9 protein-coding genes are annotated in these 15,124 nt (G+C 42.8%); all 9 read right to left on the bottom strand.

Going from position 1 to position 15,124, the window contains the following annotated elements; all coding sequences use genetic code 11:
• Nucleotides 1–80: 80 nt before the first annotated feature.
• A complete protein-coding gene (locus tag MHI52_RS02595; protein WP_074093252.1) occupies nt 81–1,007 on the bottom strand; it encodes a phosphate ABC transporter substrate-binding protein in 927 nt (308 codons plus the stop codon).
• A 484-nt stretch (nt 1,008–1,491) separates the two neighbouring features.
• The gene (locus MHI52_RS02590; protein ID WP_353883097.1) at nt 1,492–3,417 is read right to left on the bottom strand and encodes a fructose-specific PTS transporter subunit EIIC; all 1,926 of its coding nucleotides are present in this window, start codon (nt 3,415–3,417) and stop codon (nt 1,492–1,494) included.
• Between the two features lie 15 nt (nt 3,418–3,432).
• Entirely contained in the window at nt 3,433–4,311 is an 879-nt protein-coding gene (locus tag MHI52_RS02585; protein ID WP_353883098.1) for a ketose-bisphosphate aldolase, read from the bottom strand.
• 17 nt (nt 4,312–4,328) lie between these two features.
• Nucleotides 4,329–6,194: a PRD domain-containing protein gene (locus MHI52_RS02580; RefSeq protein ID WP_353883099.1), complete on the bottom strand. Its 1,866-nt coding sequence runs from the start codon at nt 6,192–6,194 to the stop codon at nt 4,329–4,331.
• Between the two features lie 247 nt (nt 6,195–6,441).
• The gene (locus MHI52_RS02575) at nt 6,442–7,734 is read right to left on the bottom strand and encodes an arsenic transporter (RefSeq protein WP_405158382.1); all 1,293 of its coding nucleotides are present in this window, start codon (nt 7,732–7,734) and stop codon (nt 6,442–6,444) included.
• Nucleotides 7,735–7,921: 187 nt separating this feature from the next.
• On the bottom strand, nt 7,922–10,009 hold the full coding sequence (locus MHI52_RS02570) for a methyl-accepting chemotaxis protein (RefSeq protein ID WP_405158381.1): 2,088 nt from the start codon (nt 10,007–10,009) through the stop codon (nt 7,922–7,924).
• Nucleotides 10,010–10,181: 172 nt separating this feature from the next.
• Nucleotides 10,182–11,240 carry an EAL domain-containing protein gene (locus MHI52_RS02565; protein WP_100528149.1) on the bottom strand — a complete coding sequence of 353 codons (1,059 nt, stop codon included), beginning with the start codon at nt 11,238–11,240 and terminating at the stop codon, nt 10,182–10,184.
• A 216-nt stretch (nt 11,241–11,456) separates the two neighbouring features.
• A complete protein-coding gene (locus tag MHI52_RS02560; RefSeq protein WP_405158380.1) occupies nt 11,457–13,730 on the bottom strand; it encodes a bifunctional 2',3'-cyclic-nucleotide 2'-phosphodiesterase/3'-nucleotidase in 2,274 nt (757 codons plus the stop codon).
• A 477-nt stretch (nt 13,731–14,207) separates the two neighbouring features.
• Complete coding sequence (locus tag MHI52_RS02555) at nt 14,208–14,624, bottom strand: pyridoxamine 5'-phosphate oxidase family protein (RefSeq protein ID WP_074093246.1); 417 nt, start codon at nt 14,622–14,624, stop codon at nt 14,208–14,210.
• Nucleotides 14,625–15,124 lie beyond the last annotated feature (500 nt).

Genomic DNA, 15,124 nt, shown 5'->3' with positions numbered 1-15,124 from the left:
TATGGGATTATTTTAGAGCAAACCGCGTAAAGAGGCGGGACCTAAGTCCGCCTCTTTCGCTGTATGCGCAAGTTCAAAGATTACTCAACCACATTACCTGCTGCATCGCGTTTTACTTTCATACCTGACATTGGAATGTATCCAAGTTCTGTCACGTCGTTTTGTTGAATTTCGTCACTCAAGATGTAATCCAAGAATGCTTTTGTTGCTGCATCAGGCTCACCTTTTGTGTACATGTGCTCGTAAGCCCACACTGGATAAGTTCCTGCTTCTACGTTCTCAACTGTTGCTTCTACACCTTCGTATTTCAACACTTGCAAGCTGTCATCCAAGTAAGACAAGGCGAGGTAACCAATAGCACCTGGCGTTTCAGATACCAATTTTTTTACGTTACCAGAAGAATCTTCTTGAATCGAACCTTGGATATCACCCATTTTTGCACCCAATGCATACTTCTCAAAAGTTGCACGAGTACCGGAACTGCTCGGACGGTTTACAATAACAATTGCTTTATCCGCGCCGCCAACGTCTTTCCAGTTTGTTACTTTACCGGAGAAGATGTCGATCAGTTGTTGCTTCGTCAAATCTTCTACACCTGCATCTTTGTTGCTAACTGGCGCCATAGCTACTACTGCTACTTGATGGTCAACCAATTCTTTTACTTTGGCTTCGTCCTCCAGTTTCTCTTCTGCAAATACATCAGAGTTACCGATTGTAGCTTGTCCGTCAGATACTTGTGTCAAACCAGTACCACTACCGCCACCTTGAACTTGAACCGTTACGTTCTTATATTCATCAACTGCCATAAATTTCTGTCCAGCTTGTTCTACCAGAGGTAGCAATGCTGTCGATCCGACTGCCAGAATGTTACCGCTAAGCTCAGTAGCAGCTTCTCCTGATCCATTGCTTGCGGCACCCTCTGTACCAGCGTCATTTTTCGATCCGCATGCTGCGAGAACCAGTACGAACGTTAAGGTCATCAAAATAAACGGCAACTTTTTAAACATGTTTTGTTTTCCTCCCCCAATGTAGTGATGGCGTTTTGTGAATTTGTTTGTTCACCATCAACTCTTTACTCATTGTAGTTTCGGTATGTCATCTTAAAATCAGTGTTTTGTAAACGCAATGTTAAAAATATCGGCTGTATATTGAAAATCATCTGAGACAAGTTGCGCTGAAGTGGCCGCTTCGGGAAGGACGTTGTTTCAATCGCTGTTATCCCCGGATTTATATGATTTACTTTTTTCAAGGAATACATCCGGGGATAAAGGCGAACGCTTCGCTTTTCCACAATCGTTCCGTTCCCTGCGTTGTGTCAGCGCTCGTTGGATCTCAGGCATTTCAATCTCCTGCCTGGGAAGTAGGCAAAAAAGGCCAGCCCTATAAAAGGCTGGCCTTGTGTAAATACTTAATGTAGATATTGAATCAATCCGTTATATAGAACAATCAACTGCCTCACATCCAGTGCATGGCACCAGGTGGTTAGAGAATTTATGCAGATTTCATAGTTGTTAAGGCTTTTTTATCTGACGGGTCGCTTGAATTACTTTTTGGTTGATATACAGGTTTCTTTAACAATCCAATCATACAAGCTGTAATGATGGAACCAACTAAAATACAGACAATATACAATAATGGATTACTTGCCGCAATGGGAATAACAAAGATTCCACCGTGAGGAGCTTGTAACGAAATGCCTAGAGCCATGCACATTCCTCCACCAATCGCTGCACCTACAATATTGGATGGAATAACTCGCAAGGGATCATTTGCGGCAAACGGAATCGCGGCTTCTGTAATAAACGATGCACCCATAATATAAGCGGCTTTGCCTGCATTACGTTCTTCGATTGAAAATTTATTCTTAAATAATGTTGTAGCTAATGCAATACCCAGTGGCGGAACCATACCTCCAACCATCAGAGCAGCAGAAGGTTCAAAGATTTGATTGGCGAACATCGCCAGTCCAAATGCAGATGCTGTTTTGTTAATCGGCCCTCCCATATCAGATGCCATCATTCCTGCCAGAAGTGCTCCTAATAAAATAGCATTAGAACCTGTTAAACCATTTAGCCAACCTTGTAACGACTCATTGATCCAAGCCATCGGACTGTTGATGACAAAATACATAATCAAAGCGGTTATAAATGAACCTACTAATGGCAAGATCAGCACAGGTGACAGGCTTTGCAGTGAGTCAGGAATGCCTTTGACTAATTTTTTCAGAGCTATGATCGTATAACCGGCGATAAATCCAGCCAGCATACCTCCCAAAAAGCCGGAACCTCCAATAGTTGCCAGCATCCCACCAATCATACCAGGTGCCAATCCTGGACGGTCAGCAATACTATACGCAATATACCCTGCTAATACAGGAACCATCAATGCAAAAGCAGCACTACCCCCTGCTGTACTTAAAAAAGCGGCGAAAGCATTATAGTCCGGGCTATTTGGGTCAGCCGCATGAATACCAAACATAAACGAAAGCGCAATCAATATACCGCCTGCCACTACAAAAGGAATCATAAAGGATACACCATTCATAATATGGCTGTATATTTTAGGCTGCTTTAAACGTGTTTTTTCTTTTGCTTCTTTAAGAGTACTGTTGCCTTGATTCAAAACGACACCTTTTCCAGCAATCGCATCTTCAATTAACTCTTGTGCATGATGGACTCCATTTTTGACAGAGGTTTTGATCACTGGACGATCGCCAAAAACATCCATATCGACTTTGACATCTGCCGCCACAATAATACCATCAGCTTCAGCAATATCTTCAGGAGTCAATTGATTTCCAACACCTGTTGATCCATTGGTTTGCACTTTAATGTGTACACCGAGTTCTTTGGCCGCATTTTTCAATGCTTCCGCGGCCATAAACGTATGGGCAATTCCTGTAGGACAGCCTGTAACTCCAACCACTTTTTTGCCAGCATACTTTTTAGGACGTTGAAGTGCCTGCGCATCTTGCTCTTCTGCCTGTTCAAATAAACGGACAATCTCTTCTTGATCTCGAGCAAGGATAAGTTTTGCTCTAAATAGTTCATCCATCAAAAAGGTCGAAATTTTGGATAATGTTTGCAAATGTTCTGATGAAGAGCTTTGATCGACTGCAATCATAAAAAATAAATTACATGATTCGGTACTATATTCAATACCGCTTAATGATCTGCCCATAATAATGGCAGGGGACTGTACTCCAGTAGACTTGGCATGTGGAATGGCTATTCCGAATCCGACTTCTGTAGGAACCTGTTCTTCACGTGCCCAGATATCTTTTTTAAATTGCTCAATATCACTTAAATAGCCGTTATCGTTTAACTTTTGCGACAATTCATCTATTAATTCGGCTTTGGTCGTAGCGGTGACATCTAATATGATATTTTCCGGTTTTAAGACATTAGAAATCTTCATGATGGATCTCTCCTCTTAAATTTCTCCCAGTTTATAAAGGGATGCTTTACCTGTAGAACCGAACAGATCCATTTTTTTCTTCACCAGTTCTGTTGCCGCTTTGGTCGCCTCAGGCATCAGTTGATCCGGTTCATATGCTTTCGGATTTGCATCGAGTGTCGCTCTTAATTGGTTGTAGAATGCTCGCTTCATATCGGTTGATAAATTGATCTTCGCTATCCCATGCTTCACTGCTTCTCTAATCTCTTCATCAGGATTATCTGATCCACCATGCAGAACTAACGGAATTTTTACTTTTTCATGAATTTGTTTCAAACGATCGATTTTGATCGAATGATCTTTGGATTGAGGATAAATACCATGTGAAGTACCTACAGCGACAGCAAGTGTATCGATACCTGTTTGTTCTACAAAAATCGCCGCTTCTTCTGGATTCGTATACAAAATCTCGTCAGCCCCACCTTCCGAGCTGCCTTCATTACTCCCAATCGTACCTAGTTCACCTTCTACAGATACATCGACCAGATGAGCCAGTTCAACCGCTTCCTTGGTTGCCGCAATATTTTCCTCAAAAGGTAAATGAGATGCATCCATCATGACTGATGTATACCCATTGCGAATCGAACGTGTAATATCTTTGATCGTCGCTCCATGATCCAGATGAATAACAAACGGCACTTTAGACTTGGATGCGGCTTCTCGCACATAAGCTATAAACTCATCAGTGACTAGATCAATTTCATTCGGGTGAATCTGCATAATTGCAGGCGAATTCTGCTCCTCTGCGGCTGTAATGACCACTTTGACGAACTCGCTATTGGCTACATTAAATGATCCGACTGCAAATTTATTTTCATACGCTACTTTAAGTAAATCTTTCATATTAATTAACATTTGAATTCCTCCTAGATTTATTTGGAAGACCAGACTTCCAAAAATTCATCGTAATTGGTGATATGAAGTAGTTTGTCTGTCATATTGGTCTGTTTAAACACATCGTAAATTTCTTCGAAAAATTTGGTGTTATTCACCTTCTGATTTTTCGGCGGAATAAACAGAAAAATGATCTGCGCCATCTGATCACCCCATAGCATTTTCTGCTTATTAATCGCTACCAGTACACGTAGTTTTTTGTTATCTCCACAATCAAATGGATGGGGCATCGCGACCAAATTCCCAATATTGGTACTCGACATTTTTTCTCTTTCCACAATACTGGTATATAAATGCTGAATATCGCCTAGTTCTGTAAGCTTTTTTAACAAATCAATTGGATTGTCTTCATTTAGGAAAAAAACATCATCTGGTGATAAATAATATTTGAGTAGTCCACGATTTAACTGAATCGAAATATTCTTCATATCATCACTTGTGATCATTTCACTTACCAGAATGATATTTTGTACATTTAACTGCTGTTGTTCCGCAATCTCGCTCGTTGTGATAATCGTTTCAATTCCTTCGGGAAGAAGATGTATTTCATGATTAGCTAATAGACTATCGATTCTAATATTCGGAAAATAGAGATTAATCTTACGCTCCAATAGCTTGCCGACTAATAGATTTTTGCCATAAATAATTGCAATCCGTTTTCTATTATCTTGAGAGTTCTCAATAATGCCCATAATGTGTAACGTCAAGTAACCGATTTCATTTTCGGGTATTTTGATATTTAAGCAAAATTGCAATTCTTTTGCCAACACAACTGCGACATTATAAGCATGGGTATATTCTGATTTTATTTGAGCAATAAAAGGATTTTCGACAGGGAAATAATACTTTAATGGGTATAATGATTTGGTAATATGAGCTAATAATCGATCAAGTAACTCTTGGTTTTTGTAGCTGATGAATCCATATTGCTCTCCAACTTTTTGGATCACTGATTTGATTTTTTGTTCCATTTCATTCACGTGTTCATGCCCGATTTCTTCATTTTTTTTAGGTAAGATCTGCAATGCGATCAGCAGGTAACCTAAATACTGATACTCATATTCATCAAAAGGGATATCCCTTTCTTGAGCCAGACGGATCAGAATAGATTGGGCTATTTTTAATTCTTCAAAGCTTGTATGATCCAACCTCATATCCTGTTCAGTTATTTTTTGTGCAAGACTTACTCGTTTAAGACTGATCAAAACATTCACACAGATCGAGAATAATTCTTGAAAACTTAGCAATAAATTATACTTGGCAACCTCTTCTTCAATACAAGCGTAGATAAAATGAATAGAAGATTCGTTGAACCAATCGCCAAAATAGTATTGCAGTGCTTCGTCTATCGGCATGTGTTTGAGACAATCAGTAGTGACTAGTTTTTTGAGCAAAATCCGTTTCTCAACTTCGCTTCCTTTAAGCCGGATACCTTGGAAAATAATCGCTTCAATTTCGATGTTCTGCTTTTCTGCTTGAATCGTTTGCACTAATTTTTGCACGTCTTTACGGATCGTTTGAGTCGAAAAATAAAGCGTTCTAGCCAGATCCTCATACGTAATAAAATCAGTCTGCGATAACAGTGCTTTGATAATATGAAATGCTCTTTCTTCGTCATCATCTTCATTTTTATACAGGCTGGATAAATCCCCAACTAATTTGTATCCTTTGCGAGTATTGCCAATAATCATTGCTTTATCTAAATAATTTTCATTTATTTCTTTGATGTCATTGCGAATCGTTCTAGTCGTTACATCAAATAGATTAGCTAATTCGCTTCCACTCACAAAATCATGCTCAGATTGTTTTAAATGCTCTAATAGCTTAATGTAACGTTTTCTCATTTGGCTTTCCTCCTTACACACATACTAATGCAAGCGCTTTATATCCACCAAGCCTATACTCTTTCCTAATAGTTAGGAAGTGATCGTGTATTCGTTTATGATACCCACTTTTTTTAAATTCTAAGTTAGTATTCTATTTAAGAATCGTTTGGGAAGGAAAACAGAACACAAAAAAACCAACCTTCTAAAAAGGTTGGTTTGTGTGTATAACGGTCTGTGCTAGTTGAAAATGTAAAATACGATTGTACTAACCTATAATCCATAGCCATAGCGCCAATCCGGCTAACGTGATCAATAGTGTCGGAATCGTCAGAATGATACCTGCTTTGAAATAATACCCCCATGTAATCTTTACACCTTTGCGGGACAACACATGCAACCACAGCAATGTGGCAAGTGATCCAATCGGGGTCATTTTGGGACCCAGGTCGGAACCAATGACATTGGCGTAGATCAATGTTTCTTGAATGATACCTTCGGTATGCGCGTCCTGGATGGCTAGCAGGTTAATCAACACGGTCGGCAGGTTGTTCATCACCGATGATAATACAGCAGCGATAATGCCCATCCCGAGTGAAGCAGCCAGCAGACCATGCTCTGCTATGGCATCCAGCCAGCGGCTCAGATGATCCGTTAACCCTGCATTCCGCAGTCCATATACGACGATATACATGCCCACCGAGAACACCACAATCGACCATGGTGCTTCCTTAATTACCCGTTTCAGATCAACAGCCTCGCTCTTGCGTGCCAACAAAGCGAACAGCAACGCAACAGAGCCAACGATAACCGACACGGGAATCGGCAGAAACTCACTGGATGCATAGGCAACCAATAACAGCCCAAGCATGAACCAGGCGATTCGGAACATCCGTGGATCACGTATCGCTTCCTTGGGGTCACGTGCCGCGGAGATGTCGTAGCGAAGGGGTATGCTTTTGCGATAGAACAAAAACAACATCCCCGTACTCGCTACGATTGAGAACAGATTGGGCACAACCATGCGTACCGCATACTCCACAAATGTAATGCCAAAGAAATCGGCCGAAACAATGTTAACCAGATTGCTGACGACCAGCGGTAACGACGTGGTATCGGCGATAAACCCACTCGCCATCACAAAAGCCAACACCATGCGCTCATCAAACTTCAATGCACGCACCATTGCCAGCACAATTGGCGTCAGAATGAGCGCGGCACCGTCATTCGCGAACAAGGCAGACACCGCGGCTCCCAGCAGAATGGAGTAGAAGAACAGTCTGCGACCGTCTCCTCCAGCCAGCCTTGCCATATGAAGGGCAGCCCATTCGAAGAAACCCGTCTCGTCGAGAATGAGAGAAATCATAATAATGCCAACAAAGGCTAGCGTTGCATTCCATACAATGGATGCTACATCCGAGGCATCGTTTAAGCTAACAACTCCACATAACAGAGCAAGCAATGCTCCACCCGAGGCAGTCCAACCGATACCCAATCCACGAGGTTGCCAGATCACCAAGGTGATCGTTACTACAAAAATCAGTATTGCTACGTATACCATAGAGCCTCCTGCTGTACCCTGTATCAATATATTATTTCGTTAATTCGATCTTGTTTTGTAAGATTACACCGCTATACGCGCAGAATAACCAGACGATATATTTATACAGGGCTACAGGAACATTGTCTATCTTTATTTTCTTCTATTATAAAAAGTGTGGTAAATTATGGCGTTCCAATGTTAGATTTTATTCTTTGCCCTTATCCTTCGGCGTATCCTCTACCATATTGAACATGCCAAGCAACCCTTGTAATTGTTCCGCCATGCTATTCAGATGTGCCGAGGATGATGCAATCTCTTCTACCGATGCCAGTTGTTCTTGCGAAGATGCCGACACGGATTCTGTATTCGCAGCCGATTCCTGGGTCACATTCGAAATATCACTCATCGCCTTGGCAACGTGGGATGCACCGCTCTCCAGTTGCTTCGTTGTTGCGGACAAGTCATCCAATGTATGAACAGCATCTTCCACCGCCTCCCGAATCTGAGCAAAGGATTGTCCTGACGTATTCACGGCCTGAATTCCTTCTCCTACCCGAGTCTGAGCCGCATTCATAGCGATTAGAGCGGCATCCATGTCCTGACGGATATTATGAACCACCTCACCAATCTGCGCTGCCGAACTTCCGGATTCTTCTGCCAGTTTACGAACCTCACCAGCTACAACTGCAAACCCACGACCCGCATCCCCCGCTCTTGCCGCTTCAATGGAAGCATTCAATGCGAGCAAGTTCGTTTGTTTGGAGATGGAAGCAATGACATCAACCATGCTGCCGATCTCTACCGAACGGGCATTCAGAGACTGAACCACCGTTCCCAGCTGCTCCACCGTTTCCTGGATACTGTTCATCTGCACCACAGCCTGTCCTGCTGCCTCATTACCAGAAGTAGCTGCTCCGGACGTATTCCGCATATTCGCCGTAATCGATTGCACACGCTCCGACATCATTCGAACATCTTCTGCCATTCGGCTCATCTGTCCCGATCCGTCTTTCACGCTGTTTACCTGCTGCTCTGCACCTTCAGCCAGTTCCTGAATGGCCTGTGTTGAATGTTCAATCGCTTTGGTGGTTTGTTCTGCACTGGCAGACAACTCTTGAGAAGAAGCTGATACCTGTTCTGTCGTTTCCTGTACACCAAGAATCATCATTCGAAGGTTATCGACCATACGTTCAAAATACTTCGCAAGTTCTCCCACTTCATCTTTACGTCCTGTTTCCATTTTCACGGTCAAGTCACCTTTACTCACGGCTCTGGCAGATTCCTGCAGTCGTTTAATTGGACGCAGCATGGAGCGTGTAAACCAGATAATAAAGAGGAGCGTAAGGAACGTAGCCGCCAGAATAACAATAAATGTGGCCATGCGAATATCCTTACTCGCATTGGTTATTTCACTCTTGAACATCGTGCCGGCAATTTTCCAGCCCGTTGCTTCATTTGTTGAGAAAATCATCATCTTCGGCTGATCGTTGTACACGTAATCGAATTGACCTTCTTGACTCTGATACATCTCATCAAGGGTGCCGCTCGTTTCCGGCGTACCTGCATCTGCTACAGGGGATACGACATAGTTTTTGTTTGCATCCATAATAATGACGTAGCCTTCTTTGCCCACCTTAATGGATGCCTGCTCTTGCAGGTCTGTCAGGTCCAGAGATAAACCGATGACACCGGATTGATCCTTTAATGTTTTGGAGATAAACACAACTGCAACACCATCGGTATTAACAGACACCGCTGATACAACAGCTGTACCTGGCTTTTCCATCGCTAGTTTGTACCACTCCCGCTCCCTAGGATCATAAGCATCTCCCCGTGTGCTGCTCGCTGTTGGTTTACCTCGAACCATGACTCCGTCTGTTGTTCCTACAAAAATATTCATGGCATCGGGATGCAAGCCCAGATATTGCTCCAGTTTCAACTGAAGCTCGGGACTATCGTTCTCCCCTTTGATCAGGCTCGGATCAAGAGCATCCGCGAAATAGTTAATGTCATGAATCTTGTAATTCACTTGGCTTTCTACAATGGTATTGGCAGTGCTCACACTTTGCATGGCACTATCCACTAATTGTCCTTGTACGCCATCTTCAGCCATCGTTAGTGTGATTAAGCCGACTGCCAAGCTTGGCAGGAGTAGAACGGCCAGGAAGGAGACCAATAGTTTGTTCCTTATATTCCAGACAAAACCTTTCTTTTTCTTCTTTTTATTTTGACTATGTTTTGGTTTGGCAGGTTTCGCTGCTTTCATTGGTTTATTATCCTGAGTTTCACTCATGTCTTTCTCCCCCTCAAAATGTAAAAATGCCCTCTTTCTTTGTATGTATGGATCAATCTAAAGGCTTATCTTATATATCGGCTAAATGAGGGTATTTATTTGAGAGAAAAATGTGCAGGCACGCCAAACAAGCCACCTCTGATCAGAAGCGACTTGTACAAGGTACAGGTTACTAATTATTCCATGAAATAGATGAAGTATTAGAGTACGGACCGCCTGGGGGTTGTGCCGAGGGTTTACCAAAATAGTAGCCCTGTGCAAGCTCAATACCTATGGAACGACAGAATTCAAACTCTTCCATCCGTTCGATCCCCTCGGCAAGGACTTGCCCTCCAAATCGACTCGACATCTCAACAATGTGAAGAATTTTCTCTTGTTTGGTCGAATCCTGATCACAACGGTCAATAAGACTTCGATCTATTTTGACAAAATCCGGTTCTAACCGATTCATCAGCTCTATTGTCGAATATCCGGCACCCACATCATCCAGTGCAACCGACATTCCACGGGAACGATATACCTCAAATATTTGCTGCAAGATGGGCATATGATGAATCTGCTCTGTTTCCACGACTTCAAACACAAAATCTTTAGGGTCCAGCGAAAGGCGTTCAATCGCTTCAAACGTATGTGTCAGACAATATTCGGGATTGTATATGGAGGAAGGCAGGAAATTGACGAAGCGTTTGACACCATGCGGCAGAAAAAGGGCACTGGTCTCAATAGCAGTAATACGCGCCAATCGATCCAGAAAAGAATGTAGTCCGGTCTCACGCGCAACTTCAAATAATTCATAGGAACTGAAGGATTTTCCATTCTCAGCAGGACGAAGCAAAAACTCATATCCGATAATCTGCTCCGATGCATCAACGATGGGTTGCATATGACTGCTGAATTGATGCTCCAGAATAATGGAAACAAGCTCCGCATGTTTGAAACGGGACTCCTGCATGGTTAGACTAATCCAGCTTTCTTCATTAACCTGTTCGTAAATAGGCATAATCTGAACAGTTAGGGAATCACGTAATGTCGGATCAATTTCGCCGATCTCTTTTATTAAATTCTGAACCGTCTCAAGATTCGAAAAATCCATCCACATCATGTCATCCGACGTCTCGATAAGTCTTCCCGGCGTTTGTAGCGCTTCCAGCAAAGCGGGGGAAATGGGACGCAAGTACAAGGTACCTTGGCCCTCTATAGCATAGATTGGACTGCAGCCACTGCAATTCATGTAGGACCCCCCTTGCCAATTTAGATTCCATGTCCATTAATGTTCACTTGTATATACCCAAAGTTTGTAAATATTATATCATGGGTCTTAAAATTAATCTCTACTGTTTTGATGACTTCCTGTATGACGGTTCTTGGAACAAATATATTCAAATTTGCAGAAAAAAAGACCGACAGTCTGATGACTGTCGGTCTCCTCTTCACCGCTTATTAAACTTTAAGAAGCGGGAATCACGATTTTCTGTCCAACTTTCAAGTTATGCACATTTGAGATTTGGTTAGCTGTCGCAAGCTTGCGCCAGTCTACACCATATTTCAAACCTATGCGGTACAAGTTATCGCCTTTTTTCACCACATATACCACTTTGCCGCCCGCTGGTTTCTCAGGCTGTGGCTTGGTCGTTGGTTTGGTTGGAGTAGTCGGCTCCGTAGGTTTAGTTGGCTTTGTAGGTGTTGGAGCAGGCTCCGTACCTGGTTTCGGAGTTGTTGTTGCTTCTCCAGTCAATTTCATGCCGTATTCAGCAAAACCATCATCATTTGTACCAATGAAAGACATCGCCGGGTTTGCTTCAACCAGATCTTTTGCATCCGGGGAAGAAGCAAACACAACTTCAAGATCGTTCAGCGCTGCTGCGGTTAACCCAGCAGATGGCTTAATTGGTGCCAGGGACCAGTTACCGTCCGCTGCCGGATTAATCGTTTTATTCTCACGGATGTAGTCGATGATCACTTGACGGTTCTCATCCGGTGCAGCCAGAACGATACGTTTACCGTCCGGGTTAGCCAGCTTGGACGAAGAAGCACGGTAGTTATTTGTCGCTACGATGAATTTTTGCGCTGGGTCAATCGGTTTACCGTTAAAACTCAGATCCTTGATCCGGCTTGCCGATGCATTTACAACGGTTGCTTTGCCGTCATACTTGGCTGGTTGTGTCACATCAATCTGATACGTTACACCATCGATAACATCGAAGTTGTACGTTGGGAAGTCATTGTTGATCAGTTGTTGTTGTCCACCTTTAGCCGGGTCGATCTGGTTGAACTGGCCTGCAGACCATTCCAGCCATTCTTTCAGTTCTGCGCCGTTAACCATTACAGCATGTACCGTATTTGGATATACGTACAGGTCAGCAACGTTTTTGATCGCAATGGTGCCTTTAGGGATATTCGTGTAATACGAAGCGCCTGAACGTCCACCGGCTTTGAATGGTGCACCTGCGGACAATACAGGGATTTTCTCATATTCCGTACCTTGCATATGTTTTTCGACATACCATTTCTGTGCATTCGTTACGATCTGAATGGATGGATCATCCTGAACCAGAGCGAAGAAGCTGTTGATAGGTGCAGTCGTTTCGCCCACCGGACCACGAACATACTCCAATGTACCTTCATGCTCTTCATGAACCGCATCAATGATGTCCTGATCCGCATCTACCAGTGGCTTTTTGTTGGCTGTGTCATAGATTGGGCGTGCTTCCGTTTTGGAATCGACCACTTTCCATTTGCCATCAACCAGCTCCAAATCCAGGTCGATGATGCCAAGATGATCACCCCAGAAACCTGGTTCTACAGCAGGAACGCCGTTAATGGTACCTCTCTCAAGGTCTACCCCTTTTTTGCCGGCAAAATCAGCACTTGGGAATACTTTGTGAGCATGTCCAAACAGAATGGCATTAATGCCTTCTACCTGGCTCAGATACAGTACGGAGTTCTCCATCAGATCTGTTTGAGGAATTTCCTCAAATCCGGAGTGAGGGATAGCTACAATAATGTCGGCACCTTTGGCTTTCATTTCAGGAATGAATTTTTTCGCGGTAGCAATAATATCCTTGGCGATTACTTTGCCTTCAAGGTTAGCGCTATCCCATTGCATGATTTGTGGCGGTACAAATCCGATCACACCTACTTTGATCGTATGTTCTTTGCCAGTCTCATCCGTTACTTTTTTATCCAAAATCTCATATGGTGTGAAATAGTTCTTGTCATTTGTCTCATCATCATCACCATCGTCTACATAGACATTGGCATTAATGTAAGGGAAGTTTGCTCCCTCCAGCGTCATGTCCAAGAAGTCCAGACCATAGTTGAATTCATGGTTACCGATGTTACCTGCATCATAATCGAGCAGATTCATCGCTTTATATACAGGGTGAGTCTCACCCTTTTTCAGTGGATCAATTTTCGCAGAGTAGTCTCCCAGCGGATTCCCCTGAATCAGATCCCCATTATCAAACAGCAGGCTGTTCTTCGCCTCGTCACGGGCTTTCTTAATCAGTGTAGCTGTTTTGGCGAGTCCATACTGGTCTGTCTCTTTGTCGGAATAGTAGTCATAGTTAACCAGGTTGGTATGAATGTCTGTGGTTTCCATGATCCGCAGTTTAACTTTGGCAGCATCTGCAGCCGATACAGGTACCGGAAACACCGCAAGCACGTTTAATGCAACCAAAGCGGCAGTCAGGCTTGATAATACTTTTTTACTCGTTTTCAAAATAACCCCTCCCGGTTATGTACATTGAATCATGCATTAATGGGCAAACGAAGAGCGCAGAAAAAAGATAGATTTCATGGGTTGTGCGTACTGACGCTCTGATGACATGCATCGGAATTTCAGGTAAGTTTATCTCACATGAACATCTATTTATGTCTGTGCTTGTCGTTTACATTCCAAATCATAACGCAATGTTCAGTCATTGAAAAGCATTATTTTTTACATTACCCGCACATACCTAGGTAAGTTTACATTATCATGCGTGATTTCGACAATTTTTTCAACATTTTAGTAGGTATTTAGTGCTTATTATCTTTAAAATACGTATATTACATGTGTCTTACATGTATATCCAATTCAGCGTTATTCATCCATACCAAAAACCGTGAAACCTTAATGGCTTTCACGGTTGGATTAAACTCTGCGCGTATTTTCGCATAAGGACGCTACTTTGCAGAGGTTATGTTCATATTCGGATTATTGTTCCCACACATGATGTTCATGATCTTTCCCCGTGTATTCAATACGAGTCGGGGTAATGTCCAGAATGACGTAGTTAGGATCATTAGGTCCATCGAACCACGCCTTCAGTTCGTCGTTCCACACTTGCTCACGCAAGCCTTCGTTCTTCGTTACTTCACAGGTTCCTTCGATCTCAACTACTTCCTTGGAACCACCAGCTTCATAACCAAGTAGCAGGCTAACATTCGGATTATTCTCCAGTTCCTCTACTTTGTGTGTACGGCGGTTCGTTGCCAGATGAATGTTCAGTCCATCGTTGAAAAGCGCCATATAGCGGGATTTTGGTTTACCATTCTCCACAGTGGAGAAGCTGCAAAAAGGGTTGTTTTCCAATGCTTTTACAATGTTTTGTTCCAATTCAGTCTGGTTCATGGGAAGTGCTCCTTTCGGATTGGGGGAATGTTGGAAGGACTATGTAGAAGGGCGTTGCGGGTACGGATCGTTCTTTGGATCGCTGTTATCTTGCAATGATCCTGATCTCTTCATCGTATACATTGGATTAAAGACGATTTACACTGACACTACGATGACAGAATAACCTTCCAATCGCTGTTATCCCCAGATTTTTTGATTCCCTTTTCTCAAGGGAAAAATCCGGTGATAAAGGCGACCGCTTCGCTTTTTCAGGTTTCTTCTGTCCTCTCCGTTATCGTGTAAATGTTTAATTCAATGGATATACAAGTGAAAATTCAGGATACCAGCAGACACTTCGCTTCCTCAGAATCGATTCCGTCCCCTCCACTACGTCTACTGTTCTTCCAATTAAGGGTGAATAATAAAAAGTACAAGAGAAGTGTAGTTGTTACTACCTCTTTGTGTTTAATGACAGTTCATTAATCCCTTATTACTAGAGACAGCTTAATGCAAATGCT

Source organism: Paenibacillus sp. FSL H8-0283, assembly GCF_045040675.1.
Taxonomy (GTDB): Bacteria; Bacillota; Bacilli; order Paenibacillales; family Paenibacillaceae; genus Paenibacillus; species Paenibacillus amylolyticus.
Note: the sequence above shows the minus strand (reverse complement) of the source record. Positions and strands in the feature narration are given on the sequence as shown.

Excerpts from the sequence above, each read along its gene's own strand:
- MHI52_RS02595 (WP_074093252.1), bottom strand. The coding sequence starts at position 1,007 with ATGTTTAAAAAGTTGCCGTTTATTTTGATGACCTTAACGTTCGTACTG.
- MHI52_RS02590 (WP_353883097.1), bottom strand. The coding sequence starts at position 3,417 with ATGAAGATTTCTAATGTCTTAAAACCGGAAAATATCATATTAGATGTC.
- MHI52_RS02585 (WP_353883098.1), bottom strand. The coding sequence starts at position 4,311 with ATGTTAATTAATATGAAAGATTTACTTAAAGTAGCGTATGAAAATAAA.
- MHI52_RS02580 (WP_353883099.1), bottom strand. The coding sequence starts at position 6,194 with ATGAGAAAACGTTACATTAAGCTATTAGAGCATTTAAAACAATCTGAG.
- MHI52_RS02575 (WP_405158382.1), bottom strand. The coding sequence starts at position 7,734 with ATGGTATACGTAGCAATACTGATTTTTGTAGTAACGATCACCTTGGTG.
- MHI52_RS02570 (WP_405158381.1), bottom strand. The coding sequence starts at position 10,009 with ATGAGTGAAACTCAGGATAATAAACCAATGAAAGCAGCGAAACCTGCC.
- MHI52_RS02565 (WP_100528149.1), bottom strand. The coding sequence starts at position 11,240 with ATGAATTGCAGTGGCTGCAGTCCAATCTATGCTATAGAGGGCCAAGGT.
- MHI52_RS02555 (WP_074093246.1), bottom strand. The coding sequence starts at position 14,624 with ATGAACCAGACTGAATTGGAACAAAACATTGTAAAAGCATTGGAAAAC.